This window comes from Luteimonas sp. TWI596 (assembly GCF_039674105.1).
Taxonomy (GTDB): domain Bacteria; phylum Pseudomonadota; class Gammaproteobacteria; order Xanthomonadales; family Xanthomonadaceae; genus Luteimonas.
The window spans coordinates 39,089-64,278 of sequence record NZ_JBDJMU010000009.1; the positions used below are offsets into that span (position 1 = coordinate 39,089).

Here is a 25,190-nt window from a genome sequence, read left to right on the forward strand (position 1 = left end):
GGCCTTTGAACAGGCACGCAGGACGATGAGCGCAACTCCCGATGACGCGACCTTGCAGGCGATGGCCGCCCGGCTGGGTAGCCTGCTGCGCGACCGCCACCATCGCCTGGTGACCGCCGAAAGCTGCACCGGCGGCTGGATCGCCAAGGCGATGACCGACATCGCCGGCTGCTCGGACTGGTTCGATTGCGGCTTGGCGGCGTACAGCTACGAAGCGAAGCAGGCGCTGCTGGGCGTCAGCCTGCAGACGCTGGAGACGCATGGCGCGGTCAGCCGTGAGACCGCAATCGAGATGGTGTCCGGCGCGCTGGTCAACTCCGGAGCCAGCATCGCGGTCGCGGTGACCGGCATCGCCGGGCCCGGCGGCGGCAGCGACGACAAGCCTGTCGGCACGGTGTGGATCGCGTGGAAGCGGCGCGGCGACTATGCGCGCGCGCAGATCCATCACTTCGACGGCGACCGCGAAGCGGTGCGGCGGCAGACGGTCGCGGCGGCGTTACGCGGACTCGAGGCGACCCTGGACGTGGACTGATGTGGGAGACGCTCGCCACGGTCCGGGATCTGGGCCGCATCCAGGAGATCGCATCAGTCCTGGTGCGTTACGGCTTCGGCGACGTCGTGCAGCGCATCGGCATGGCCGGGGCGCTCGAACGTGCTGGTCGCTTGCTGCATCTCCACGCGGCTGACACCGCGCGCATGACCCAACCCGAGCGCGTGCGCCATGCGCTGCAGGACCTGGGCCCGACGTTCGTCAAGCTCGGGCAGATCCTCGCCACGCGCGTCGACCTGCTGCCGCCGGACTGGATCGAAGAACTCGGCCGGCTGCAGAGCCGCGTGCCGCCGGTGCCGTACGCGGCGATCCACGCCCAGTTGGTCGAAGACCTCGGCGAGGCGCCGGACACTGCGTTCGCAAGGTTCGAGCCCGAGCCGATCGCCGCCGCCTCGCTCGCGCAGGCGCATTTGGCGTGGTTGCACGACGGCACGCCGGTGGTGCTGAAGGTGCGGCGCCCCGGGATCCGTGAGATCGTCGAAGCCGACCTGCGCCTGCTCGCGCGCTTGGCCGAGATCGTCGAGTCGCAGGCGCCGGACCTGCGTCGCTACCGGCCGGTGGAGGTCGTGCGCCAGTTCGATGCGTCGCTGCGGCGCGAGCTCGACTTCGCTGCCGAGTGCCGGAACGCCGAGCGCATCGCGGCGAACTTCGCCGACGATCCGGCCGTGCTCGTGCCCCGGGTGCACTGGCAATGGACCTGCGAACGGCTCAACGTACAGGATCGGGTGGTCGGCATTGCCGGCGGCGACCTGGCTGGCATCGAGGCCGCGGGCCTCGACCGCCACGCGCTCGCGCTCGCGGGTAGCGCGATCGTCATGAAGATGGTGTTCGAGGACGGCCTGTTCCACGCCGACCCGCATCCGGGCAACCTGTTCTTCCTGCCCGACGGCCGCATCGCTCTGATCGACTTCGGCATGGTCGGCCGCGTGCCGCCGGAACTGCGCTACCAGGTCGCGCGGTTGCTCCACGGGCTGGTGTCCCAGCAACCGCAGAGCGTGTGCGACGTGCTGCTGGACTGGACGACGAGCGATGTCGAGGTCGACGAGGGCCGATTGCAGAGCGAGATCGACGGCTTTGTCGATCAGTATCGCGGTCTGCCGCTGCGCGATCTGCGGATGGGCGCGATGCTCGCCGACATCACTGGGCTGCTGCGTCGGCACGGCCTGATGCTGCCGCCGGACCTCGCGCTGCTGATCAAGGCCTTTCTGACGCTGGAAGGCCTGGGCTGCCAGCTCGATCCCGGGTTCGACATGACCAGCACCGCGCAGCCGTGGCTAGAGCGGGTGATGCTGCAGCGCTACTCGCCACGCGCGCTGGCGCGGCGCGGGCAACGTACGCTGTCGAGCACGATCGATCTTCTGGCCGATCTGCCGCGCGATCTGCGCCGTCTGCTGCAGACCGCGCGTCGTGGCCGCCTGCGCGCGCAGATCGAGGTGACCTCGCTCAAGTCGTTCGGCGATCAGGTCAACGCTGCGGCCAACCGGCTCACGGTCGGCGTCGTCACCGCCGCACTGATCATCGGCTCGTCGATCGTCATGAACAGCGTCAGCGGCGGCGCGACGCACCGCTGGCTGATGGCGCTGGGCGTGCTCGGTTTCGTCGGCGCGGGCCTGAGCGGTGTGTGGATCCTGCTGTCGATCTGGCGCAGCGGCCGCAAGTAACGCGGATCTCGCCTGGGCGGCGCTATGCGCCGCCCGATCGCACGATCAGCGCACCGGCATGCCGGGCTGCGCACCGTCATCGGCCGAGAGCAGCGCGAGTGCGCCGCTGTCGAATCCGGCCGACAGGATCATGCCTTCGCTCAGGCCGAAACGCATCTTGCGCGGCGCGAGATTGGCGATGAACACCACGTTGCGGCCGACCAGCGCTTCGGGCGCGCCGTAGCTGGCGCGGATCCCGGAGAAGATCTGGCGCTTGCCCAGTTCGCCCGCGTCGAGCTCGAAGCGCAGCAGCTTGTCCGAGCCCTCGACGGCCTCGCAGACCAGGACCTTGCCGATCCGCAGGTCGAGCTTGGCGAAATCGTCGATGCCGATGTAGGCGGTATCGGCGGCCGCGGGTGCGGATGTTGCGGGCGCTTTCGCCTCGGTCTTCGTCGGGGCGGCGGGGGCAACGGCGGCGAGCGTGTCCTTGGAGGCTTCGGTCATGGCGGTGAGCAGGGTCGGGTCGATACGGGTGAACAGCGGGGCATAGGCCTGGATCGTTCGGCCGGTCAGCGGTTGGTCGAGATCGTGCCAATGAGTGACGGGCGCGGCGAGGAACGCCGCGGCCTGTGTGCTGGTGCGCGGCAGGATCGGTTGCAGGGCGCCGGCGAGGATGCGGAACAGGTTCAGGCCCTGGGTGCAGACGGCCTGCAGTTCGGCGTCCGCGCCGGCCTGTTTGGCGATCACCCAGGGCTTGCGATCGTCGATGTAGCGGTTGGCCTCATCGGCAAGCGCCATCACCTGGCGGATCGCGCTGGCCGGGTCGTTGCGCGCATAGGCCTCGCGCACGCCGGACAGCGCCGCGACGAAACGCGCGTACTGCGCCGGGTCGGGCAGTGCGTCGGCCAGGCGCGCGTCGAAGCGCTTGTGGATGAAACCGGCACAGCGGCTGGCCAGGTTGACGAACTTGCCGACCAGGTCGGCATTGACGCGTGCAACGAAGTCGTCGAGGTTGAGGTCGAGATCGTCGACGCCGCCCGACGACTTCGCCGCGAAGTAGTAGCGCAGCGCCTCGGGGTCCAGGCCCTGGTCGAGATACGTGCGCGCCATGACGAACGTGCCGCGCGACTTGGACATCTTCGCGCCGTCGACCATCAGATAGCCGTTGACGTGCAGCCGCGTCGGCGCGCGCAGGCCTGCGCCGTGCAGCATCGCCGGCCAGAACAGGCCGTGGAAGTTGACGATGTCCTTGCCCAGGAAATGGTGCAACTCGACATCGCCATCGGGCGACAACCAGGCGTCGAAATCGATGCCTTCGCGCACGCACAGCGTCTTGAAGCTGCTCAGGTAGCCGATCGGCGCGTCGAGCCAGACGTAGAAGAACTTGCCCGGGTGGCCGGGGATCTCGAAGCCGAAGTAGGGCGCGTCGCGCGAGATGTCCCAGGCACGCAGGCCGCCGTCGCCGTCGAGCCATTCCGCGAGCTTGGCCTTGACGCCGGGCACCGCGACATCGCCGGCGAGCCAGTCGCGCAGGACGTCCTGGAAATGACCGAGTTCGAAGAAGAAATGCTCGGACTCGCGCACCTCGGGCGTCGCACCGCTGACCACCGACTTCGGTTCGATCAGGTCGCTGGGCGCATAGGTCGCGCCGCAGTGCTCGCAGTTGTCGCCGTACTGGTCGGGCGTGCCGCACTTCGGGCAGGTGCCCTTGACGTAGCGGTCGGGCAGGAACATGCCGCGCACCGGATCGTAGAGTTGTGCAACGGCGCGACGTGCAATGTGTCCGCCGTGCTCCAGACGCGCGTAGATCGTCTCCACCATGGCGCGGTTGGCCGCCGAGTGGGTCGAATCGTAATGGTCGAATGCGACGCCGAACGCGGCGAAATCGCGCACGTGACCGGCGTGGATCTCGGCGATGAACGCCTCGGGCGTCGTTCCCGCCTTTTCGGCCGCCAGCATGATCGGCGTGCCGTGGGTGTCGTCGGCGCAGACGAAATGAGCCACATCGCCGGCCATACGCTGGGCCCGGACCCAGGTGTCGGCCTGGATGTACCCGACCAGGTGGCCCAGGTGCAGCGGGCCGTTGGCGTAGGGCAGGGCGGCGGTGACGAGCAGCTTGCGCGACATGGCGATGGCGACGGCAGGAACGGGACCGGATTATCGCATGCCGTTCCGGCGCCCGGTCCTTGTCATAAAAAGAGCCCGGCCAAGGCCGGGCTCTTGATGCAGTGATGACGGACGCCTTGCGTCGCAGCTTATTCCCGCTGCCAGACCTGTTCGCGGCAGATGAAGGCAATACACCCCGACACACCGAGGCGGTTCGCATCGATCAGCTTGGCCTTCGACCGATAAGTCTTGCCATTGGCGGGGTCGAGGATCGTGCCACCCGACCACTCGTTTCCGTCCGGCTTGAGATCCCACAGGATGGTCATGCCGGCGATCGGCTGGTTGCGACGTTCGCCGCCGCACTTGTCGCAGGTCGGGTTCGGCCCTCGATCGGAATGCAGCACCTCCAGGACCTTGCCGCTCAGCGTGCCGTTCGCGGCCTGGCTGATCTCGACGATCGACTTCACCCGGCCGGTCTCGTCATCGATGGTTTTCCAGCGGCCGGCCGGCGACTGTGCCGAGGCCGAGAACGATACGACGACCAGCGGCAGTGCCGCGAGTGCGAGCAGTATGGCCTTCTTGTTCATCTTCATTGCGCTCCCTCCCTCGGTGTCGGCGCGATGCCGACGCAGTTGGCGACGTTATAGCCGATCTGTTGGCCGCGCGCGTGTTCTCGTCGTGCGTCCGCGGCGTTCGAGCGGCAGGTGCGACATCTTGGTCGTCAGGCGTCGTCGCGTGGCATGGGACAATGGCGGCCCCAGCTCGAGCATTCGTCAGCCCATGCAACTCCCCAAGGCAGCACGCGCCGTCCAGGGCGCCCTCCATCCGCACCCCCGCATCCGCAACATCATCGCCGTCGGCTCGGGCAAGGGCGGTGTCGGCAAGTCGACGACGTCGGTGAACCTGGCGCTTGCGCTGGCGGCCGATGGCGCCCGGGTCGGAGTACTGGATGCCGACGTCTACGGGCCCAGCATCCCGACGATGCTGGGGCTGTCGGTCAAGCCGGACAGCCCCGACGGCAAGTCGATCCTGCCGCTGCAGGCCCACGGCATCGAGGCGATGTCGATCGGCCTGCTGGTCGACCAGGACACGCCGATGATCTGGCGTGGACCGATGGCGACGTCGGCCCTGCAGCAGCTGCTCAACGACACACGCTGGGGCGGCGAGGACGGCCTGGACTACCTGTTGGTCGATCTGCCGCCCGGCACCGGCGACATCCAGCTCACCCTGGCGCAGAAGATCCCGGTCGCCGGTGCGGTCATCGTGACCACGCCGCAGGAAGTCGCGACGCTCGATGCGCGCAAGGCGCTGAAGATGTTCGAAAAGGTGGAGGTTGCGGTGCTCGGTCTGGTCGAGAACATGGCCCAGCACGTGTGCTCGAACTGCGGGCACGTCGAGCATCTGTTCGGTTCGGGCGGCGGCGAGCGCATGGCTGAGCGCTATGGCGTGCCGCTGCTCGGCGCGCTGCCACTGGAGATCGGGATCCGCGAGCAGGGCGATGCCGGTGCGCCGATCGTCGCCTCCGCCCCCGACTCGGCGGCGGCTGCGGCCTACCGTGCGGTCGCACGGGCCATGGTCGCCGAACTCGAGAAGCGCCCGCGCGCGCCGATGTCGATCTCCGCGTCTCTGGTGTGATCGCGGCGGGGTGCGGCGGGCCGGTGCCGGCCCTACAATGCGTATTCACTGCCGCATTTGCCCCCGGGAACACCCTATGAGCATCAAGAGCGACCGCTGGATCCGCCGCATGTCCGAGCAGCCGGGGGGCATGATCGAGCCGTTCGAGGCCGGGCAGGTCAAGCACGTCGACGGCCAGCGCATCGTCAGCTATGGCACCTCGAGCTACGGCTACGACGTGCGCTGCTCGCGCGAGTTCAAGGTGTTCACCAACATCAACTCGACGATCGTCGATCCCAAGCGGTTCGACCCCAAGAGCTTCGTCGACGTGGTCGGCGACGAGTGCATCATTCCGCCCAATTCGTTCGCGCTGGCGCGTACGGTCGAGTACTTCCGCATTCCGCGCGATGTACTGGTGGTGTGCCTGGGCAAGAGCACCTATGCGCGCTGCGGCATCATCGTCAACGTGACGCCGCTCGAGCCGGAGTGGGAAGGCCACGTGACGCTGGAGTTCAGCAATACCACGCCGCTGCCGGCCCGCATCTATGCCAACGAGGGCGTCGCGCAGATGCTGTTCTTCCAGTCCGATGCGGACGACGTCTGCGAGACGTCGTACAAGGATCGCGGTGGCAAGTATCAGGGTCAGACCGGGGTGACGCTGCCGCGCACCTGAGCGGTCTGTCTTTTCCTCTCCAACAAGGACGTGCGATGCAAGAGTCCAATCCCTACCAGGCCCCGGTGGCCGAGTTGCAGGCCGATGCAGGTCAGGTGCTGGCCGAGCGCGGCACCCGGCTGGGCGCGGTGGTCGTCGATGGGCTGATCGGTCTGGCGGTCATGACGCCGGTGATGTGGCTTGGCGGCTATTGGTCTGCGGTGATGGCGGCGGCCCAGCGCGGCGAGCAGGTCGGGTTCGGCCTGCAACTGCTGTGGATGGGGATCGGCCTGCTGGTGTTCGCGGCGATCCATGCCTGGCCGCTGCATGTCGGTGGCCAGACCTGGGGCAAGCGGTGGCTGGGGATCCGCATCGTGACGCTCGATGGCCGGCCGGTGACGGTGGTGCGTGCGCTGTTCGCGCGCTATCTGCCGTTGCAGGCGGTGGGCGGGATCCCGTGCCTGGGGGCGCTCGCGGTCCTGGGCAGCGTTTGCATGATCTTCCGCAATGACCGCCGCTGCGGGCACGATTTCGTGGCCGGCACGCGCGTGGTCCGCGTGCGTTGACGCGCGATCAGTCGGGCAATACGGCCTGCAGGCGGGTGATGCGCTCGACCAACAGTTCGGGCGAGTAGGGGCGGGCCGCGACGCGGCCCCAGACCGGGGCCGGCCATGCCGGATCACCCTGGTTGCGTCCGATCACGTGCACGTGCAGTTGTGGCACCTGGTTGCCCAGCGCCGCGATGTTGAGCTTGAACGGCCGGAACGCGTCGCGGATCGCGCGGGCCACGATGTCGATCTCCTCGGTCAGCCGGCTGCGTTGTTCGCGGCTCAGGTCGATCAGTTCGCGGGCGTCGGGCAGACGGGGGACCAGGATCAGCCACGGATAGTTGGCATCATCCATCAACCGCACCTCGCTCAGCGCGAGCGTGACGACAGGGTGGGTGTCGTCGGCCAATTGCGGGTGCAGGGCGTAGTGGGCAGGGGTGGTGGCGTGCGGCATGGTCGGCATCCGGTCAGCGCAGCAGCGCCGCGGCGATGAACTTCATCGTCTGCCGGCGGGCCTCGGCGGCGCTGTCGGGGTGGTAGTGGGCGGGGTCGACGTCGCGGTTGAAGGCGTGGCCGCCCGGGTGGACGTGGATCTCGGCGTCCGGCTGCCGCGCGCGGTGGGCGGCGATGTCGGCTTCGGGAATGCTGGCGTCGTCGACGCCGAAGTGGAACAGCATCGGCGCCAGCAAAGGCTCATCCAGGAACGGCACGGTACGCGCGCCGTAGTAGCTGACCGCGGGCAGGCCCAGACGGGTGTTGGCGAGGAAGGCGAGGCTGCCGCCCCAGCAGAACCCGACCACCGCGATCTGGCGATGGCCTTCACTGCGCAACAGGTCGCGGGTGGCGCGAACGATGCCGACCGCGCGCTCGAAACCCAGTTCTGCGGCGAGGGCGCGGCCGCGCTCGAAGTCGGCGGCCTCGTAGGTCAGTTCGACATGACGCGCGACCGGGTCGAACAGGGCCGGGGCGATCGCGACGTAGCCAGCGGCGGCGTAGCCGTCGGCGACGCTGCGGATGTGGGCGTTGACGCCAAAGATCTCCTGCAGCACCACGATCGCGCCCTTCGCGGCGGCGCCATGGGGCGGGTCGGCCCGCCAGGCGTTGACCGCCCCCGACGCGGTGGCGACGACGATGTCCCGGCCCATGGCAGCGTCCTGTTCACGTGAACGGTCCGAGTCTACCCCAGGCCGGCGGCCGCAGGACCGCCTCGGCCGCCGCCGCTATACTGCGCGGCCCCTCGTGCCCGCAGCCGCGGACCGGCCCAATCCGGTCGCCTGGCGGCGCGCGTGGGCTCCTCCCTCCTGCACCCGCCACGGTTCCCATGTCCGCAGCCAGTCCCAAGGTCGGTTTCGTCAGTCTCGGCTGTCCGAAGGCCCTCGTCGATTCCGAACGCATCCTCACCCAGTTGCGGGTCGAGGGCTACGACATCGTGCAGACCTACGACGATGCCGACGTGGTGGTCGTCAACACCTGCGGGTTCATCGATTCGGCGGTCGCCGAATCGCTCGACGCGATCGGCGAGGCGATGGCCGAGAACGGCAAGGTGATCGTGACCGGGTGCCTGGGCAAGCGCGAGGAGATGATCCGCGGCGCGCATCCGGGCGTGCTGTCGATCAGCGGGCCGCAGGACTACGGCTCGGTGATGGGCGCGGTGCATGCGGCCTTGCCGCCGCGGCACGATCCGTTCATCGACTTGGTGCCCGACACTGGGGTCAAGCTGACACCGCGGCACTATGCGTATCTGAAGATCTCCGAGGGCTGCAACCACCGCTGCAGCTTCTGCATCATTCCGTCGATGCGTGGCGACCTGGTGTCGCGCCCGGTCGACGACGTACTGCGCGAGGCCGAGCGGCTGGTGCGCGGCGGCGTGCGCGAACTGCTGGTGATTTCCCAGGACACCTCGGCCTACGGCGTGGACGTGCGCTACGCCGAGCGGACATGGCGCGATCGCGCGTACCAGACGCGGATGAAGGCCCTGTGCGAGGGACTGTCGGAACTGGGCGTGTGGACGCGGCTGCACTATGTGTATCCGTACCCGCATGTCGACGACATCATCCCGCTGATGACCGAGCGCCATGCCGACGGCAGCCGCAAGCTGCTGCCGTATCTCGACGTGCCGCTGCAGCATGCGAGCCCGCGCATCCTCAAGCTGATGAAGCGGCCCGGCGCGATCGACCGCACCCGCGAGCGCATCGCGCGGTGGCGCGAGATCTGCCCGGACCTGACGATCCGCAGCACCTTCATCGTCGGCTTCCCCGGCGAGACCGAGGACGATTTCCAGCAATTGCTGGACTTCCTCGACGAGGCCCAGCTCGACCGCGTCGGCGCGTTCGCCTATTCGCCGGTCGAGGGCGCAACCGCGAACCTCTTGCCCGATGCGGTGCCAGAAGCGGTGAAGCAGGAGCGGCTGGCGCGGTTCATGGACAAGCAGGCGGAGATTTCCGCAGCGCGCCTGGAGGCCAAGGTCGGCACTGTGCAGTCCTGCCTGGTCGACGTCGTCGACGGCGACCTGGCGATCGCGCGGACGATGGGCGATGCGCCCGAGATCGACGGCGTGGTGCAGATCCAGGACGGCCGCGAGGCCGGTCTGCGCCCTGGCGATTTCGTCGAGGTGGCGATCATGGGCAGCGACGAGCATGATCTCTACGGCGAAGTCGTGGAGACGGACGCATGAGGCGATGGTCGAGGGAGATGGCGATGGGGCTGGTGCTGGCGCTCGTGGCCGGCGTCGCAGCCGCAGCAGACGGGCTGAGCGGGACCTACCGGCCGGTGGACGAGGATCCGGCGACGGTGCCGGCCGACGCGCAGCTGACATTGCGGGCCGAGGGCCGCGGCTGGCTGGCGATGTTCCGGGGCGAGGGGCTGGCCATGCTGCCGCTCAGCGCGCGCGAGCAGGCCGAGCTGTTTCCCGGTGTTCCGCCCGAGGCCGGGCTGCAGTGCGCGTCATCGAGCGCGTTCCTGATGTGCCGCGTCGCACCGGGCACCGTGTTCCCGGAGCAGAAGTTCACCTCGACGACCGGGTACTTCAGCGCGTTCTCGGACACGCAGATCCACGAGCTGCAGCGCATCGACTGAGCGCCCGGCCGGGTGCAGGTCCGGCGCGCGTGCCCTCGGCGGATCTACGGTGCGGGCTCGGTCTGAGTGACCGTTTCGACATAAGCCCAGGCCGCCGCCTCGATCGCGTCGGGCAGCAAGGCCCGTCCGCCGTCGCCGCCATCGTCGCGCATCTGCCCTGAGGCGTTGTAGTCGACCAGGGCCTGCCAGGCCGGCAAGCGCGCCTCGACGGTCGCAAGCAACCGCCGCAGCGCCGCGTCCGCCGTGCCATCCTCGTGCACCGACAGCGCGGCCTGCGCCCGCGCGCGGAACGCGGCGTCGAAGTGGTGGGTGTCGGTCCGGGCCTTCCAGAACGCGCCGAGCCGGAACCGCTCGTCATCGGCCGCGCGCGCGTTGCGCCCCGATGGACCCGTGCCACGTTCGATCAGGAATGGCCGCAGCCGCATGGCGAGCGCCGCATGGGCGTCGAGCGTTGTATCAGCAGGCGTCGGGGCGGTTGCGGCCGCCGGCAATGTGGGGGCGGCGCCGGGGCTGCAGGCGGCGAGCGCGGTCGCCAGCAAGATGAGGCCGGCGCAGGTCCCGCGCGCGGGGATCCCTCTGTTCGCAGCCGCGATCGCCCGGCCAACGTGTCGGCGATTGCGGCCCATCTCAGTCGGCGGCGTAGTCGACCGAGACGATCGCGAACGTGCGCGGGCCGCCCGGCAGTTCGACCGCGACCTCGTCGTCGATGCGCTTCTTGAGCAATGCGCGCGCCAGCGGCGAATCGATGCTGATCCAGCCTTCGCGCGCGTCGGTCTCGTCGGGACCGACGATGCGGTAGCGGTTGCATTGTCCGCTGTCGAGGTCTTCGAGTTCGATCCAGGCGCCGAAGAACACCGCCTCGGGATCGGCCGGCACGGTGTCGACCACCCGCAGCGCTTCGAGCCGCTTGCCGAGGTAGCGCACGCGGCGGTCGATTTCGCCCAACTGCTTCTTGCGATAGGTGTACTCGGCATTCTCCGAGCGATCGCCTTCGGCCGCCGCCGCCGACAGTGCGCGCACGACCTCGGGCCTGCGCACCCGCCACAGATCGTCGAGCTCGGCCTTGAGTCTTGCGTGGCCGCTCGGGGTGATCAGCGCGGTGCTTTTTTCCGGTGGCGGGCGCCAGCGGCTCATCGGCGCCCGATCCCGCCCAGCAGGTTGCGCACGATCCGGTTGGTGATCGAGCGCACCGCCTGCTTGCCGGCGGCCTGCACCGCGCCCTGGCGCCGTTTGGTGCCGAACAGGAACTCGTTGAGCTTCTGTTCCAGGCCGCCCTCGGCCTCGTCGGCGTCGCGGGACTTCGCCGGTGGCGCGTCGCCGGCGGTGGTCGCGGCCTGCGCACGCTGCGCCAGTCGTTCGGCGGCCGATTCGCGATTGACCGGCGTGTCGTACTTGGCGCCGACCGGACTGCCGGCGCGCACGCGCGCACGTTCGGCCTCGGTGATCGCGCCCATCCGACAGCGCGGCGGCGCGATCAGCGTGCGCTCGACCGGCGCCGGTGCGCCGCCGGCCTGCAGCATCGAGACCAACGCCTCGCCGGTCTTGAGCGTGGAGATCGCGGCGGCGACATCGAGTGCCGGGTTGGGCACGAAGGTCTGCGCGGCGGTACGCACGGCCTTCTGGTCGCGCGGCGTGTACGCACGCAGCGCGTGCTGCACGCGGTTGCCGAGTTGGCCGAGCACGGCCTGCGGCACGTCGTCGGGGAACTGCGAACAGAAGTAGACGCCCACGCCCTTGGAGCGCACCAGCCGCACCACCTGTTCGATCCGCTGTTGCAGCGCGGCCGGCGCGTCGCCGAACAGCAGGTGCGCCTCGTCGAAGACGAATACCAGCCGCGGCTTGTCCAGGTCGCCGACCTCGGGCAGCGTCTCGAACAATTGCGACAGCAGCCACAGCAGGAAGGTGGCGTACAACCGGGGCTTGAGGATCAGCCGATCGGCGGCCAGGATGCCGATCACGCCGCGGCCGTCGGTGCGCGTGCGCATCAGGTCGTCGAGCGCCAGCGCCGGCTCACCGAAGAACGGCGCGCCGCCGTCCTGTTCCAGCCGCAGCACCGCGCGCTGGATCGCCGCGACCGACGGTGCCGAGACCAGTCCGTACTCGGACGACACCGCCTTGCGCTCCTCGGCGACCAGACCCAGCAGCGCGCGCAGATCGTCGAGGTCGAGCAGCAGCAGGCCTCGGTCATCGGCGAGCTTGAACACGATGTCGAGCACGCCGGCCTGGGTATCGTTGAGCTCGAGGATGCGCGCCAGCAGCGTCGGTCCCATCTCGCTGACCGTCGTGCGCACCGGGTGGCCCGACACCCCGAACAGGTCCCAGAACACCACCGGGCTGGCCTCGCCGGCATAGTCGGGCACGCCGATGCGCGCGGCGCGCTCGCGCAGCGCCTCGCCGATCTCGCCCGGCATCGCCAGGCCTGCCACGTCGCCCTTCACGTCGGCCATGAACACCGGCACGCCCAGGCGCGAGAAGCCCTCGGCCAATGTGGTCAGCGTGACCGTCTTGCCGGTACCGGTCGCGCCGGCGACCAGGCCGTGACGGTTGCCCAGCGCGGGCAGCAGGTGGACGGGGCCGCCGTCGGGCGTGGTGATGGCCTTGCCGATGAGGATCGGATCCATGGATTCAGAGCGCTTGGAGGAAGTGGTGATTCTAGGACGTGGCCGCCGCCGGTGCCGGGCGGCCGTTGCGGTCCACGGCGCGCGCACAATGGGCGGGTGTTCTCAAGGAATGTCGCCATGCCCTCTCGACTCCCGTCGCGTCTGGTCTGCCTGATCGTTGCGGCGCTGCCCGCGCTGGTCTGGGCCTGCGCGCTGCCCGCGCCGGACGGACCGCTACCCGTGGGCCAGCAGCGCTTCGAACTGGCTGACACGACGCGGCGCGGGGTGGCAGGCGAGGCCCCCGACGCGGTGCGGACCTTGCCTGTCGTCGTCTGGTACCCCGCCGCGCAGGCCGCGCCGCCGCGCCCGTATCTGCCGCAGGACGAGGCGGTGCGGCTGTTGCCGGCGCTGGCACGCAATCTGGGCTACGCCGTCGACGACACCCACGCTATCGCCGTTTGCACCGCCGCAGGCGCCGGAACGGGGGTGGCCCCGCGCCCCGACGGCGGCTTCTCGCTGGTGGTCCTGAGCCACGGCTTCTTCCTGTATCCGGCGCAGAACACCGCGTTGGCCCAGTCGCTGGCCAGCCACGGCTACGTCGTGGTGGCGCTGGGGCATCCCGGTGACGCGGTGGATCTCGCGCTGGCCGATGGTCGGGTGGTGCCCACCGACATGACCGCCGAGGCGCCGGCCCTGTTGGAATGGCGCCGACGTTTCCATGCCGCCGACGATCACGCCACGCGCATCACGCTGATCGGCGGCTACGCCCAGGCGCTGGCCGGCAGCCGGCTGGGCGCCAGCCAGGCCACCTGGCGCGAGGATGTGCTGTTCGCGGTGCACGCGCTGCAGGCCGGGCACGTGCCACCGGCGTTCGCGCCGGTGCTTGCCACGACCGACCCGCAGCGGCTGGCGATCGCCGGCATGTCCTTCGGCGGGTCGACCGCGGCGACCGCCTGCCAGCGCCTGCCGAGCTGCCGCGCGGCGGTGAGCCTGGACGGGTTGAACTTCGACCCGGGGCTCTACGATGCCGACCTCGGTCGGCCGCTGCTGGCGCTGGCCAGCGACTGGGTGCGGTTTCCGCTCTACGACGGCACGCCGGCCGACCCCGCATTCCACCACAACGACTACGCCTACGAGCGCTGGACCCAGGTTGGGCTGGCGCCTGACGTGATCCGGCTGCGCGTGCCCGGGACCCGGCACATGGCCTTCAGCGACTTGCCGCTGCTGATGACGGGGCCGGCGCACGAGGCGCATTTCGGCGATGCGGATGCCGCGGCGACCGCGCGCGGCATCGCCGCGGTGACGCACGCGTTTCTGGCTCACCATCTCGACGCCACGCCGGCCGCCGACCTCGATGCGGCGATCGAGGTGGCCGGCTTCGCGCGCCATGACCCGGCGCAGACGCGCGACTGGGCCCGCTCGCGGGCCCGGACCGGGCAACCGGGCGGCTGAGTCCCGGCGGTTGTCGATCGCCTTGCCCCGGCGCGACGGCGGGGGCTACCCTGCCGGCCCCTCAGAGCGAAGCCCCGCATGCCCGATTCCCGGTTCTCTTTCCCGCGCCCGTTCGCGCACCTGGGCGCGCTGGCGCTGGCGTTGGTGCTGTCCTGCCATGCGACCGATGCAAAGGCGCAGTCGCGCCGCGACCGCGAGGCCGCCGAGGCGCTGAATCAACGCATGCTCGATGCCGAGGGGCGCTACCGCGAAGCCCTGGTGCGCATCGCCAACGACGACCCGGCCGGGGTCGAGGCGAGCAACGCGGCGCTCGAGGATATGGAAGACGTGATGGTGGCCTGCGAGAAGCAGCGCGGCTGCAGCGTTCCGCAGCTGTTGACCAGCTACAAGCGCCTGCTCAAGGCCGACGCCGACGCGCAGGCCGGGCAGGGCGAGGACGACGCCCCGTCCGATGCGCTGGACGTCGCGCTGCCGACCGCCGATGTGCCGGCGGGCGCCAGCGCGTCGGCGCTGCTGAGCGAGGACGAGCGGTTCAAGCGCATGGTCGAGCTCAACCCCGCCGTCCAGGCCGGCATCCGCCGCTGGCTCACCGACATGCGCGTGTCGCTGATCACCAGTCACGAGAACTACCAGTACATGCGGCATCTGATGTCCCCGGCCTTCAAGCGCAGCGGGCTGCCCGAGGCGCTGCTGTTCGGCATCATGGCCAAGGAATCCAATGGCCGGGTGCACGCGCGTTCGCGCGCCGGCGCCGCCGGGCCTTTGCAGTTCATGCCGGCGACCGGGCGCCGGTTCGGCCTGGGTCCCGACGGCAGTGGCTTCGACACGCGCTACGACCCGCGTCAGGCGGCCGATGCGGCGGCGGTCTATCTCAATGAGCGGTTCGCCCAGCACGGCAACGAGATCGAGTACTGGCTGGCCGCCTACAACGGCGGCGAGGGGCGCGCGCTGCGCGTCTACCGCGAGGCCGCCGGTCGGCGCTTCTGGGACCCGGATGTCTACAACCAGTTCCCGCCCGAGACCCGCGATTATGTGCCGATGGTGATCGCCGCGGCGTGGCTGTACCTGCACCCGCAGGAGTATGGGCTGAGCTTCCCCAAGGTCGATGCGCGGCCGGCGACGTTCCGTCTCGAGCGGCCGGCGTCGATCTACGAGCTGACGATCTGTCTGGGCAACGGCAACACCCGCGACGGTTACATGCGCGCGCTGCGTAATCTCAATCCCAGCTACGAGGCCGAGAGCCTGCTGCCGGTCGGCACCGTGCTCAACGGCACCGTGCGCATGGCCGGGCTGTATCGCCAGTGGTGCGTGCGCGGTGCACGCGCCGATCTGGCGGCCGAACTGGTGAACAGCGACCCGCGCGCGGCGATCGTGCGGACCGGCGCGATCGAGGTGCTGCCCGACGTCAGCGCCGACGCCCCGGCGGCCCTGCCGGCCGCGCCCGCCGTCCCGCGTCCGCCGCAGGCTGCTCCGGCGCCCGCGCGCAGCCACCGCGTCGCTCGCGGCGACACCCTGGGCAAGATCGCCCAGCGTTACGGCTGCAATATCTCGACGCTCGCGCGCGCCAACGGCCTGCGCGCGCCTGCGTACGCACTCAAGCCGGGACAGACGCTGACGCTGCAGGGCTGCGCGCGCTGAACCTTGCGTGCGGCGCCCGGGCGCGCGCGTGCGGGCCGGGCGCGGTCACGGTCACGCGCCCAGGCGCGTGGCCAGCCGTTCGCCCAGGCGCACCGGCGACTCGGCGTGCAGCGCCGGTGCCAGTTCGGCCACGCCAGGCGGCAACAACACGATCACCGTCGAGCCGTAGTTGAAGCGGGCCATCTCGGCGAAACGCTCGAGCACGATGCCGCGCCCGCGGTAGTCCTTGCGCTGGATGCGGTCGCCGTAGGCGGGAATCTCCTCGCCGGCCCAGACCGTCTCCACGCCCGAGACCAGCAGCGCGCCGACCATCACCTGGACCATCGGCCCGAAGTCGGTGTCGAAGTGGCACACCAGCCGCTCGTTGCGCGCGAACAACCGCGGCACGTTGGCGACCGCGTCGGTGCCGACGCTGAACAACCGGCCCGGAACGTGGACGGTCTCGCGCAGTGTGCCGGTCCAGGCCATGTGCACGCGGTGGTAGTCGCGCGGCGACAGGTACACGGTGGCGTAGCGACCTTCGAGATAGGGCGCCGCGTCGTCGGCATCGCCGAGCAGTTCGGCGACCGTGAACGACTGGCCCTTGGCCTGGAAGATGCGGTCGCCGTCGATCGCGCCACACTGGCTGATGTGGCCATCGGCCGGCATCAGCAGCGCGCGTGGGTCCGGATCGGCAGTGCGCGCGCCTTCGCGCAACGCGCGGGTGAAGAACGCATTGAAGCTGGCGTAGGACGCCGGATCGGGATTGGCCGCCTCCGACAGGTCGACGCCGAAGCGGCGCACGACCGTGTCGATCAGCCAGCGTCGCGTGCCCGGATGGGTCGAGTAGGCCAGTCGGCGCGCCATCGACGACAGCAGGCGGTGCGGCAGCGCATAGGTCAGCGTGGTGGTCAGGCTCATGGGCGGGTGTCCGCGGTCAGGCGCAACAGGTCGTCGGCGATGGCGTCGGGCCGTGGCGCCTCGCCGTTGAGCACGCTGCCCGAGACCACGCCGGCCATGCGGCCCTGGGCGTCGAGCACCGCCATCGAGGCGCTGTGGTCGATCGTGTAGGCGCCGGCCGGCGCGTCGCCGCGCAATGGCACCTTGGCGAACACCATCGACAGCGCGCGCGTGAAGCGCTCGAGCGTCGGCAGGTCGGCGGTCGCGGCGAGCGTGTCGCGGTGGAAGGCATGCGCGTAGTCGCCGAGCCGCTGCGGCGTGTCGCGCTCGGGGTCCACCGACACGAACAGCACCCGCGGCCGGGTCGCCTCCGGCAGCGCTTCCCAGCGCCGCTGGGCCTGCGCCAACTGGGTCAGCGTCATCGGGCACACGTCGGGGCATTGGGTGAACCCGATGAACACCAAGGTCCAGTGCCCGGCCAGGGCGCGGGTCGACAGCGGGGTGCCATCGGCCTGCTGCAGTTCGATCTCCGGCAGTGCACGCGGCTGGGGGTAGAGCTGCACGACCTGCAGCGGTGGGCGATCGGCGTCGGCGCCGCCGGTGAAGTAGCGCTGCGCTGCGAGCAGGCCGAGCCCGCCAGCGAGCGCGATGCACAGGATCACGAGGGTGGTGCGGTTGAACATCCGTCTGGGGCCACCGAGTCGAGGGACCGGGCATCATAGCTCGCCGCACGTGCGCGCCTGGCGGCACGCGGGAGCGCGGCGGCCGCTGACCTATAATCGCCGGCCATCAAGCCGTCCCCCGAGCCGCGCGCGCCATGACCGAAGAACTGCAGACGATCGTCGACCTGATCCGCTACGGCGCCAGCCGCTTCAACGCCGCCGGGCTGACCTTCGGCCACAGCTACGACAACGCGATCGACGAGGCCACCCAACTGACCCTCCACGCGCTGCACCTGCCGCACGACCTGAGCCCGGTCTACGGGCAGTCGCGGGTCACGCTGGCCGAGAAGGAAGACGTGCTGGGCCTGTTCCTGCGTCGTATCGAGGAGCGGGTCCCGGCGGCCTACCTGACCGGCGAGGCGTGGTTCGCCGGGCTGAGCTTCAAGTCCGACCGCCGTGCGCTGGTGCCGCGTTCGCCGATCGCCGAGCTGATCCTGTCCGGCTTCGAGCCGTGGCTGGGCGGCCGCGAGGTGCGCCGCGCGCTGGATCTGTGCACCGGCTCGGGCTGCATCGCGATCGCGATGGCCCACCACAACCCCGATTGGCATGTCGACGGCGTCGACCTCAGCGACGAGGCGCTGACGCTGGCAGCCGAGAACGAGGCCCGGCTGGAGGTGCGCAACACACGGTTCCTCAAGTCCGACCTGTTCGCGGGCCTGCAGGGCGAGCACTACGACCTGATCGTGACCAATCCGCCCTACGTGACCAACGACGAGACCGATGCGCTGCCGCGCGAGTACGGCTACGAGCCCGAGATGGGCTTGCGCGCCGGCGACGACGGTCTGGACCTGGTGCTGAAGATCCTGCGCGATGCGCCGCTGCACCTGACCGAAGACGGGCTGCTGATCTGCGAAGTCGGCGAATCGGAGCAGCATCTGGTCAAGCTGCTGCCCGAGCTGCCCCTGCTGTGGGTCGAGTTCCAGGTCGGGCAGATGGGCGTGTTCGTCGTCGAGCGCCGCGACCTGGCCGTACACAATGCGCGCATTGCCGAGCTTGCGGCCGCGCGCGAATCGACCCCGGTCGCGGGCCCCGACGTGGCGGGCGGCTCGGCCAGCGACCTGTTCTGACGCACCGCACCACGGGCCGGCTCAGCGCGTTAAGCTTGGCGGCCCTCCGTTTCGACGGCGCGCCCGCGCCGTGGTGCCATGTCCAGCAATCGTTTCGGCCAGCTGTTCAGCGTCACGACCTTCGGCGAGAGCCACGGGCCGGCGATCGGCTGCGTGGTCGATGGCTGCCCGCCGGGCATCGCGCTCGCGCCTGAGGATTTCGTCCATGATCTGGCGCGCCGGGCGACCGGCAAGAGCCGGCACACCTCGGCGCGTCGCGAGGCCGATGCCGTCGAGATCCTCAGCGGCGTCTACGAAGGCACCACCACCGGGACGCCGATCGCGCTGTTGATCCGCAATACCGACCAGCGCAGCAAGGACTACGCCAACATCGCCGCGCAGTTCCGGCCCGGCCATGCCGATTACGCGTATTGGCAGAAGTACGGCATCCGCGATCCGCGCGGCGGCGGACGTTCGTCGGCGCGCGAGACGACGATGCGCGTGGCGGCGGGCACGATCGCCAAGAAGTGGCTCGCGCAGCGCCACGGGGTCCAGGTGCACGGCTGGCTGTCGCAACTGGGCGAACTCAAGCCGTCGGTGTCCGACCCCCAGGCGATCGACTGGGCCGTGGTCGAGGCCAACCCGTTCTTCTGGCCGGATGCGGCGCAGGTGCCCGAGCTCGAGGCCTACATGGATGCCTTGCGCAAGTCCGGCGATTCGGTCGGCGCGCGCGTGACCGTGGTCGCCGACGGCGTGCCGCCGGGCTGGGGCGCGCCGATCTACGGCAAGCTCGACGGCGACCTGGCGGCGGCGATGATGTCGATCAATGCGGTCAAGGGCGTGGAAGTCGGCGACGGCTTCGCAGCGGTCGCCCAGCGCGGCAGCGTGCACCGCGACCTGATGATGCCGGCCGGCTTCGCATCCAACCATGCCGGCGGCGTGCTCGGTGGCATCAGCACCGGCCAGCAGATCGTGGTCTCGACCGCGTTCAAGCCGACGTCGAGCCTGCGCCTGCCGGCCGACGGCGTCGACGTCGACGGCAACGTCGTCGAGGTGGTGACCACCGGCCGCCACGATCCGTGCGTGGGCATCCGCGCCACGCCGATCTGCGAGGCGATGCTGGCGCTGGTGCTGATGGACCAGGCCCTGCGCCATCGCGCGCAGTGCGGCGATGTCGGCGAGGTCGGGCCGCGGATCCCGGGGCGCCTCGATGGCTGAGCCGCGTCCGCGGGTCTGGGTCGCGCAGCCGCTGTTCGACGACATCGTCGCGCGGCTGCATGCACACTTTGATGTCGTGCAGGTGCTCTCGGTCGTCGAGCACGACGCGGCCGCGGTCGCCGCCGCGTTGCGCGACGCCGACGGCGCGCTGGTGACCCTCAACGAGCGCATCGGCCAGGCCGAGATCGCCGCGGCGCCGCGCCTGCGTGCGATCGCCAATGTCGGCGTGGGCTACAACAATCTCGATATCGCCGCGCTGCACGCGCGCGGCATCGTCGCGACCAATACGCCCGACGTGCTGACCGAGACCACCGCCGACTTCGGCTTTGCGATGATGATGGCCGCCGCGCGCCGTATCACCGAGGCCGAACGCCACCTGCGCGCGGGCCGCTGGCAGGGCTGGAACTTCAAGGGCCTGCTGGGCGCCGATCTGCACGGCAGTACGCTGGGCATCCTGGGCATGGGGCGGATCGGGCAGGGCATCGCCCGGCGCGCCGCCGGTTTCGACATGCGCGTGTGCTACCACAATCGCAGCCGCCTGCCGGCGGAGGTCGAGCGCAGCTGCAACGCGCATTACGTCGAGTTCGATGCGCTGTTCGCGCAGGCCGACCACCTGGTCCTGGTGTTGCCGTACTCGGCTGCCAGCCACCACATCGTCGATGCGGCCGCGCTGGCGCGGATGAAGCCGACGGCGACGCTGACCAATATCGCCCGCGGCGGCATCGTCGACGAGGGCGCGCTGGCCGACGCGTTGGCGCATGGCCGCCTGGCATCGGCGGCGCTCGACGTGTTCGAAGGCGAACCCGACGTCGACCCGCGCTTGCTCGCGCTCGACAACGTGGTGCTGACCCCGCACATCGCCAGCGGCAGCCTGGCCACGCGCCGGGCGATGGTCGCGCTGGCGGTGGACAACCTGATCGCCGCACTGGGCGCCGGCCCCGATGCCGGTCATCCGCCGAGCCCGATCGCGCCGGCCGGCCAGGATGCGAAACGACCGGGAACCGCCTGAGTTCCCGGCGAGCGGTTCCCCGAACCCCGATCAGTGCCCGCGTCTCCCACGTCCCCTTTTTCGAGAGTGCCTGTCATGTCCCAGTCTCCCTCCCGCGCCTTCCGCGTCGCTGTCGTCGGTGCCACCGGTGCCGTCGGTGACACCATGTTGTCGATCCTCGCCGAACGCGATTTCCCGGTGTCCGAACTCGTCGCCCTGGCGAGCGAGCGCTCGGCCGGCACCACCGTCAAGTTCGGCGACGAGGACATCGTCGTGCAGGACCTGGCGACGTTCGACCCGACCGGCGTCGACATCGCGCTGTTCTCGGCCGGCGGCGATACGAGCAAGGCGTACGCACCGAAGTTCGCCGCGGCCGGTGCGGTCGTCATCGACAACAGTTCGGCGTTCCGCTACGACGATGACGTGCCGCTGGTGGTCAGCGAGGTCAATCCCGAGGCGGCCCGCAATCGCCCGCGCGGCATCATTGCCAACCCCAACTGCTCGACCATGCAGATGCTGGTCGCACTGGCGCCGCTGCACCGGCAGGCGGGCATCGTGCGGATCAACGTCGCCACCTACCAGTCGGTCTCGGGCGCGGGGCGCTCGGCGATGGAGGAACTCGGCCGCCAGACCGGCGACCTGCTGAACTTCCGCGATCTCGACCCGCAGAAGTTCCCGGTGCAGATCGCCTTCAACCTGATCCCGCACATCGACGACTTCCTGGACAACGGTTTCACCAAGGAGGAAATGAAGCTGGTCTGGGAGACGCGCAAGATCCTCGGCGACGACAGCATCCTGGTGAACCCGACTGCGGTCCGCGTGCCGGTGTTCTATGGACACTCCGAAGCGGTGGCGGTGGAAACGCGCGACAAGCTCACTGTCGAGGCGGCGCGTGCGCTGCTGGCGCAGGCGCCCGGCGTGGAGGTCGTCGACGAGCGGCGCGCGGGCGGCTATCCGACCCCGGTCACTCACGCCTCCGGCCGCGACGCGGTGTTCGTGGGCCGCATCCGTGAGGATCTCTCGCATCCCAACGGCCTGAACCTGTGGATCGTCTCGGACAACATCCGCAAGGGCGCCGCGCTCAATGCGGTGCAGGTGGCCGAACTGGTCGCAGCGGAGCGCTGAGCATGCGCGCTGGCTGCTCGCCGGGCGCGACGTCGCCGACGTTGCGCAGCGCAGCGGCCGGCCGCTACAGTCGTCCGATGGATCGGGGGAAGATCGTGTCGCGCATCGTGCAGCCCCTGCTGGTGGCGAGCGTGTTGCTGGGCGTCGCCGGGCCAGCGTTGGCGCTGGGACTGGGGCGCATCGAGGTCCGCTCGCAGCAGGGCGAACCCTTGCTGGCCGAGATTCCGGTGATCTCCAGCGACCCGGCCGAACTGCGCCAACTGCAGGCCCGGCTGGCGTCTCCGGAGACCTTCGCCCGCATCGGCCTGGCGCCGCCGCGCGGCGTGGTGTCGGACCTGCGTTTCGGCGTCGCGCTCGATGCCCGTGGCCGGCCGGTGATCCGCGTCACCAGTGCCGCACCGGTGCAGCAACCGGCGCTCGCTTTCCTGGTCGAGGTCGATTGGGGGCAGGGCAAGCTGGTGCGCGAGTACTCGGCGCTGCTCGCGGTCCCCGACACCGTCGCGGCCGAAGCGCAGCCGGCGATCCAGGCGCCGGTCGCCGTGCCGGCCGATGCGATCGTGCGGCCGCCGGCCGCTGCTGCCGCCGACACGCCCGCTGGAACCGGCCCGGTGCAGGCACAGGCGCAAGGCGCGACACAACAGGCGCAGCCGCCGGCGCCCGCGCCGCCGGTGCGTGCAGCGCCCAGGCCCGCGCCTGCGCCGCCCGCAGCCAACGCGGTCCAGCCGGCGACCGCCGATCGCGCGCAGACGCTGCCGGCCGTCCGCCCCGGCCAGACGCTGTCGACGATCGCCGCGCCCTTGGCGCGCGAGGCCGGCATCAGCGTCAACCAGGCGATGGTGTTGCTGCTGCGGCACAACCCCGATGCCTTCATCGGCGGCAATCTCAACCTGATCCGCCAAGGCGCCGTGTTGCGCGTGCCCCCGCGCGATGACTGGGCCGAGGCCGGCACCGCCGAGGCCGATGCGCTGGTGCGCCAGCAGGTGGGGCAGTGGCGCGACATGCGCCGGCCCGCGTCTGCACCGGCCGAGGCCGGGTCGTCGGTCGCGACGGCGACGCCCGCCGCCACGACGCCGTCACCAACTGCGCCCCGTGCTGCACCGGCGGCGATTGCTGCGCCATCGGCCCGGCTTGAGATCACACCGCCGGTCGGCGACGCTGCGTCGGCGGCGACACAGTCGGGCATCGCGGCCGGCGCTGGAGGAGACATGCTGCGTCAGGACCCGCACCAGGCCGAAGAAGCCGCGATCTCGCGCGACGCCGAACTTGCCGAACTGCGGTCCCGGCTCGACGATCTGGAGCAGTTGCAACGCCAGCAGCAGCGGCTGATCGAGATGAAGGAGGCCGACCTCGCGGCTGCGCAGCAGCGTCTGGACGCGGCCACGGCATCGCAGGGCGCGCCCTGGTCCTGGCTGTGGCTGGCCCCGGCGCTGCTGGTGGTCGGCGCGCTCGCATTCCTGCTCGGTCGCCGTGGCCGCCGGGCGGCACCGGCGCGGACGACCCCAAGTGCCGCGGACGGCTCGCCGACCGCCGCGCAGCCGGCCGACGCTGTGCCCGCGTTCGCGCGGTCGGCGCCGCCTGCCGCAGCGCCGGGACCTGCGCCTGTTGTGCCGGCCGCAGGTGGGCCGACCTGGCATGTCGGCGATGCGCCTTCGGCGGCCGACGCCGCGCCTGCGGCAGCGCCAGATGTGTCTGCCCCGGTCGAGCTCGATCGCGGCGATGCGGTCGAGCCGCCGCCCGGCATCGAGCGTCTGGAACTCGCCCGTGCCTACATCGATCTGGGCGATGTCGAGACCGCGCGCAGCCTGCTGCAGGATGTGGTCGATGGCGGCGACCCGGTCGCCGCGGCCGAGGCCGCGCGCCTGCTGCGCACACTCGGCTGATCGCGCGATGCGATTCGCGCTGGGCGTCGAGTACGACGGCAACGGCTTTCTGGGCTGGCAACGGCTGAGCAAGGCCGGCGAGGGCGGGCAGGAGTCGGTGCAGGCCGCGCTGGAGACGGCGCTGTCGAAGATCGCCGCGCATCCGGTGGCCACCGTGTGCGCCGGGCGCACCGATGCCGGCGTCCACGCGCAGTGCCAGGTCGTGCATTTCGATACCGACGCTGCGCGCGCGCCGCGCGCCTGGATGCTCGGTGCGACCACGCTGATGCCGCCGCAGGTCAGCGTGCGTTGGTGCCAGCCAGTGCCCGAGACATTCAATGCGCGCTTCTCCGCGCGCGCGCGGCATTACCGCTACCGCATCCTCAACCGCCAGGTGCGCCCGGCGCTGCACCGGCAATACCTGTCGTGGGAACTGCGGCCACTCGACGCGGCGGCGATGCATCGTGCGGCGCAGGCGCTGGTCGGCGAGCAGGACTTCTCCGCATTCCGCACCGTGCACTGCCAGGCGCCGCACGCGCGCCGCGACCTGCAGCGCATCGCGGTCCGCCGCGATGGCGACGAGGTCGTCGTCGAGGTGCAGGCCAACGCGTTCCTGCACCACATGGTCCGCAACATCGTCGGCTCGCTGCTCGAAGTCGGTGCCGGGGCGCAGCCGGAAAGCTGGATCGCCGAGGTGTTGGCCGGCCGCGATCGACGTCTCGCTGGCCCGACCGCCCCTGCCGCCGGCCTGGTGTTCCTCGGGCCGCTGTATCCGCCGGAGTGGGAGCTGCCGGCGGAGGTCACGCTAACGCCATGAGTGCGGTCCAGATCAAATTCTGTGGGCTGACCCGGCGCGAGGACGTCGAGACTGCGGTCGCACTCGGCGTCGACCATGTCGGCTTCGTGTTCGCGGCGCGCAGCCCGCGCCGGCTCGATCTCGATCGGGCCCAGGCGCTGCGCGCGATCGTGCCGCCACAGGTGCAGGTGGTCGCGTTGACGATGGACAACGCCGCTGCCGAGGTCGCGGCGATCGTCGAGGGCTTGGCCCCCGACGTGCTGCAGTTCCACGGCAACGAGGACGCCGCATTCTGTCGTGGCTTCGGGCGGCCTTACTGGAAGGCGATCGCGATGGGCGGCGATCCGGCTACCGCGTTGCGCACGCTCGCCGATTGGCCCGATGCCGCGGCGTTCCTGTTCGACGGCCATGCGGCCGGCGAGCCGGGCGGCGGCGGCGCGCGCTTCGACTGGGCGGCGCTGCCCGCGACGCTCGACCGGCCGTTCTGGCTGGCGGGTGGCCTGGATGCCGCCAATGTGGCACAGGCGATCGCGACCGCGCGGCCGGCGGGGGTCGACGTGTCGAGCGGGATCGAATCGGCACCCGGCTGCAAGGACGCCGAGCGCATGCGTGCGTTCGTGGCGGCGGTGCGGGGGATCGCGTCCTAGCCGGGTTCGGCGCAGGGCTGGCGACGCTTGCGCGC

General features: G+C 70.5%; 25 protein-coding genes. 16 read left to right on the forward strand and 9 right to left on the reverse strand.

What is annotated here, in order from left to right:
- Positions 1 to 25: 25 nt before the first annotated feature.
- Both ABE487_RS08670 and ABE487_RS08675 read left to right on the forward strand, forming a co-directional pair.
- A complete protein-coding gene (locus tag ABE487_RS08670) occupies positions 26 to 532 on the forward strand; it encodes a CinA family protein (RefSeq protein WP_346442276.1) in 507 nt (168 codons plus the stop codon).
- On the forward strand, positions 532 to 2,211 hold the full coding sequence (locus ABE487_RS08675) for an AarF/UbiB family protein (RefSeq protein ID WP_346452220.1): 1,680 nt from the start codon (positions 532 to 534) through the stop codon (positions 2,209 to 2,211). The genes ABE487_RS08670 and ABE487_RS08675 overlap by 1 nt, the downstream gene beginning before the upstream one ends.
- Positions 2,212 to 2,256: 45 nt before the next feature.
- Here ABE487_RS08675 and metG read toward each other — a convergent pair whose 3' ends face one another.
- Positions 2,257 to 4,317 (reverse strand): methionine--tRNA ligase, encoded by a 2,061-nt coding sequence (gene metG, locus ABE487_RS08680; RefSeq protein ID WP_346452219.1) that lies wholly within the window; start codon positions 4,315 to 4,317, stop codon positions 2,257 to 2,259.
- Between the two features lie 128 nt (positions 4,318 to 4,445).
- Positions 4,446 to 4,889: a DUF2147 domain-containing protein gene (locus tag ABE487_RS08685; RefSeq protein ID WP_346452218.1), complete on the reverse strand. Its 444-nt coding sequence runs from the start codon at positions 4,887 to 4,889 to the stop codon at positions 4,446 to 4,448.
- A gap of 187 nt (positions 4,890 to 5,076) precedes the next feature.
- On the opposite strand from ABE487_RS08685, the gene apbC reads away from it, so the two are divergent.
- From apbC to ABE487_RS08700, 3 genes are all read left to right on the forward strand, one after another.
- Positions 5,077 to 5,931 (forward strand): iron-sulfur cluster carrier protein ApbC, encoded by an 855-nt coding sequence (apbC, locus tag ABE487_RS08690; protein ID WP_346447565.1) that lies wholly within the window; start codon positions 5,077 to 5,079, stop codon positions 5,929 to 5,931.
- A gap of 76 nt (positions 5,932 to 6,007) precedes the next feature.
- Complete coding sequence (gene dcd / locus ABE487_RS08695) at positions 6,008 to 6,583, forward strand: dCTP deaminase (RefSeq protein WP_183426014.1); 576 nt, start codon at positions 6,008 to 6,010, stop codon at positions 6,581 to 6,583.
- Positions 6,584 to 6,618: 35 nt separating this feature from the next.
- The gene (locus ABE487_RS08700; protein ID WP_346452217.1) at positions 6,619 to 7,128 is read left to right on the forward strand and encodes an RDD family protein; all 510 of its coding nucleotides are present in this window, start codon (positions 6,619 to 6,621) and stop codon (positions 7,126 to 7,128) included.
- Between the two features lie 7 nt (positions 7,129 to 7,135).
- Here ABE487_RS08700 and ABE487_RS08705 read toward each other — a convergent pair whose 3' ends face one another.
- Together ABE487_RS08705 and ABE487_RS08710 are read right to left on the reverse strand one after the other, a co-directional pair.
- Positions 7,136 to 7,564, reverse strand: a complete 429-nt coding sequence (locus tag ABE487_RS08705) for an HIT family protein (RefSeq protein WP_346452216.1) — start codon at positions 7,562 to 7,564, stop codon at positions 7,136 to 7,138.
- Positions 7,565 to 7,577: 13 nt separating this feature from the next.
- The gene (locus ABE487_RS08710; RefSeq protein ID WP_346442284.1) at positions 7,578 to 8,255 is read right to left on the reverse strand and encodes a dienelactone hydrolase family protein; all 678 of its coding nucleotides are present in this window, start codon (positions 8,253 to 8,255) and stop codon (positions 7,578 to 7,580) included.
- 176 nt (positions 8,256 to 8,431) lie between these two features.
- On the opposite strand from ABE487_RS08710, the gene rimO reads away from it, so the two are divergent.
- Complete coding sequence (gene rimO / locus ABE487_RS08715; RefSeq protein ID WP_346452215.1) at positions 8,432 to 9,784, forward strand: 30S ribosomal protein S12 methylthiotransferase RimO; 1,353 nt, start codon at positions 8,432 to 8,434, stop codon at positions 9,782 to 9,784.
- The gene (locus tag ABE487_RS08720; protein WP_346452214.1) at positions 9,781 to 10,185 is read left to right on the forward strand and encodes a hypothetical protein; all 405 of its coding nucleotides are present in this window, start codon (positions 9,781 to 9,783) and stop codon (positions 10,183 to 10,185) included. Before rimO ends, ABE487_RS08720 begins: the two co-directional genes overlap by 4 nt.
- Positions 10,186 to 10,229: 44 nt before the next feature.
- Here the strand turns inward: ABE487_RS08720 and ABE487_RS08725 are convergent, their stop codons facing one another.
- The 3 genes from ABE487_RS08725 to ABE487_RS08735 form a co-directional block, all read right to left on the reverse strand.
- Entirely contained in the window at positions 10,230 to 10,610 is a 381-nt protein-coding gene (locus ABE487_RS08725) for a hypothetical protein (RefSeq protein WP_346452213.1), read from the reverse strand.
- A gap of 202 nt (positions 10,611 to 10,812) precedes the next feature.
- Positions 10,813 to 11,319 carry a transcription elongation factor GreB gene (greB, locus tag ABE487_RS08730; RefSeq protein WP_346452212.1) on the reverse strand — a complete coding sequence of 169 codons (507 nt, stop codon included), beginning with the start codon at positions 11,317 to 11,319 and terminating at the stop codon, positions 10,813 to 10,815.
- Positions 11,316 to 12,806 carry a helicase HerA-like domain-containing protein gene (locus tag ABE487_RS08735; protein ID WP_346452211.1) on the reverse strand — a complete coding sequence of 497 codons (1,491 nt, stop codon included), beginning with the start codon at positions 12,804 to 12,806 and terminating at the stop codon, positions 11,316 to 11,318. The genes greB and ABE487_RS08735 overlap by 4 nt, the downstream gene beginning before the upstream one ends.
- 117 nt (positions 12,807 to 12,923) lie before the next feature.
- Here ABE487_RS08735 and ABE487_RS08740 point away from each other — a divergent pair, with 117 nt between their 5' ends.
- On the forward strand, positions 12,924 to 14,237 hold the full coding sequence (locus ABE487_RS08740; protein WP_346452210.1) for a hypothetical protein: 1,314 nt from the start codon (positions 12,924 to 12,926) through the stop codon (positions 14,235 to 14,237).
- 78 nt (positions 14,238 to 14,315) lie between these two features.
- A complete protein-coding gene (locus ABE487_RS08745; RefSeq protein ID WP_346452209.1) occupies positions 14,316 to 15,875 on the forward strand; it encodes a transglycosylase SLT domain-containing protein in 1,560 nt (519 codons plus the stop codon).
- Between the two features lie 51 nt (positions 15,876 to 15,926).
- Here ABE487_RS08745 and asd read toward each other — a convergent pair whose 3' ends face one another.
- Together asd and ABE487_RS08755 are read right to left on the reverse strand one after the other, a co-directional pair.
- On the reverse strand, positions 15,927 to 16,775 hold the full coding sequence (gene asd, locus ABE487_RS08750; protein WP_346452208.1) for an archaetidylserine decarboxylase: 849 nt from the start codon (positions 16,773 to 16,775) through the stop codon (positions 15,927 to 15,929).
- Positions 16,772 to 17,437: an SCO family protein gene (locus tag ABE487_RS08755; RefSeq protein WP_346447560.1), complete on the reverse strand. Its 666-nt coding sequence runs from the start codon at positions 17,435 to 17,437 to the stop codon at positions 16,772 to 16,774. The genes asd and ABE487_RS08755 overlap by 4 nt, the downstream gene beginning before the upstream one ends.
- 134 nt (positions 17,438 to 17,571) lie before the next feature.
- On the opposite strand from ABE487_RS08755, the gene prmB reads away from it, so the two are divergent.
- From prmB to ABE487_RS08790, 7 genes are all read left to right on the forward strand, one after another.
- Positions 17,572 to 18,543, forward strand: coding sequence for a 50S ribosomal protein L3 N(5)-glutamine methyltransferase (prmB, locus tag ABE487_RS08760; protein ID WP_346442294.1), 972 nt, complete (start codon positions 17,572 to 17,574; stop codon positions 18,541 to 18,543).
- A gap of 78 nt (positions 18,544 to 18,621) precedes the next feature.
- Complete coding sequence (aroC, locus tag ABE487_RS08765) at positions 18,622 to 19,740, forward strand: chorismate synthase (protein ID WP_346442295.1); 1,119 nt, start codon at positions 18,622 to 18,624, stop codon at positions 19,738 to 19,740.
- On the forward strand, positions 19,733 to 20,749 hold the full coding sequence (locus tag ABE487_RS08770) for a D-glycerate dehydrogenase (RefSeq protein ID WP_346452207.1): 1,017 nt from the start codon (positions 19,733 to 19,735) through the stop codon (positions 20,747 to 20,749). The genes aroC and ABE487_RS08770 overlap by 8 nt, the downstream gene beginning before the upstream one ends.
- A 75-nt stretch (positions 20,750 to 20,824) precedes the next feature.
- Positions 20,825 to 21,853 (forward strand): aspartate-semialdehyde dehydrogenase, encoded by a 1,029-nt coding sequence (locus ABE487_RS08775; RefSeq protein ID WP_346442297.1) that lies wholly within the window; start codon positions 20,825 to 20,827, stop codon positions 21,851 to 21,853.
- 77 nt (positions 21,854 to 21,930) lie between these two features.
- On the forward strand, positions 21,931 to 23,733 hold the full coding sequence (locus tag ABE487_RS08780) for a FimV/HubP family polar landmark protein (protein ID WP_346452890.1): 1,803 nt from the start codon (positions 21,931 to 21,933) through the stop codon (positions 23,731 to 23,733).
- Positions 23,734 to 23,740: 7 nt separating this feature from the next.
- Positions 23,741 to 24,529, forward strand: a complete 789-nt coding sequence (gene truA / locus ABE487_RS08785) for a tRNA pseudouridine(38-40) synthase TruA (RefSeq protein ID WP_346442299.1) — start codon at positions 23,741 to 23,743, stop codon at positions 24,527 to 24,529.
- Complete coding sequence (locus ABE487_RS08790) at positions 24,526 to 25,155, forward strand: phosphoribosylanthranilate isomerase (RefSeq protein ID WP_346452093.1); 630 nt, start codon at positions 24,526 to 24,528, stop codon at positions 25,153 to 25,155. The genes truA and ABE487_RS08790 overlap by 4 nt, the downstream gene beginning before the upstream one ends.
- Positions 25,156 to 25,190 lie beyond the last annotated feature (35 nt).